This window comes from Vibrio sp. 03_296 (genome assembly GCF_002265885.1).
This window is the reverse complement of sequence record NZ_NPKW01000735.1, coordinates 1-864: the sequence shown is the minus strand read 5'-3', so window position 1 is coordinate 864 and position 864 is coordinate 1. Positions and strand designations below refer to the sequence as shown.

Below are 864 nucleotides of genomic sequence, written 5' to 3'. Positions count from 1 at the left end.
AATGCAGGTCTTGAGACTGTGAAATCCTTGAGTCATGGCAATAGCACAGTACAGAGCGCTTTAGGTAATGCTAGTCACCTTATTTCCACGACAATCTCCCTTTATTTAACCAAACTACAACTATGCGCAGTTTTTGGTTTCTGCTGTCGTGCCCGCGATTTGGACAATCATGATCGTTGTCTGTTCCATTCTTATTCTCGCCGCCAATTTGCGTGTCTATGCGAGAAAACCGGAACATCTTGATCGATGGCTTGGCAATCAACCATTCAAAGTCATCAGCAAAACACTCGCGGTCTTATCTGCCCACTCTTTCCTCTTGTCATTGGTTTTGCTTTCCTATTTTGGTTCTATTTCATGCTTGATTGGCCATTCCAAGGCCATTTACTTCCAATCATGATCGCGCAGTTAGCCACCACCATCGCTTGTATGATCATGGGTGCATTCTTTTTCTTCATGACATTGGATGCAGCGCGAGCCATGAGTTTCGCCGGCGCATTACCGCCCGAGCTCGCATTTATGGGCATTACGTTTCCCAGTCTCAGACATGGGTTCATTGGCGCAATTCTGGCGTAGCTTACTGCCTATCAGTCACTACATCGAAGTCCAAGTCGCACAAGCCAGTTACGGGACGAGCGCGTTAACTTCACTCTCTCATTTGCTACCTATGGCCGGTTACGYCGCCCTGCCTTTTGGCTGTGGTGCTGGCAAAACGCCATCTAAAGAAAACGGAGGCGACAAATGTCCCTGTTTGAGTTGTTCAAAGCGGAGATAAAAGCCCTTTTCACCAACCCGGTAGTGACACTCACTGTCTTTGGTGGTGTGGTTTTCTATTCGTTCCTATACCCTCTTCCGTACGCGAATCAA

1 protein-coding gene and 1 pseudogene are annotated in these 864 nt (G+C 47.4%); both read left to right on the top strand.

What is annotated here, in order from left to right; genetic code table 11:
• Nucleotides 1-246 precede the first annotated feature (246 nt).
• The gene (locus CIK04_RS34420; protein ID WP_325205906.1) at nt 247-573 is read left to right on the top strand and encodes a hypothetical protein; all 327 of its coding nucleotides are present in this window, start codon (nt 247-249) and stop codon (nt 571-573) included.
• A gap of 165 nt (nt 574-738) precedes the next feature.
• Nucleotides 739-864, top strand: a pseudogene (locus CIK04_RS27500) (ABC transporter permease); the annotation flags it as partial.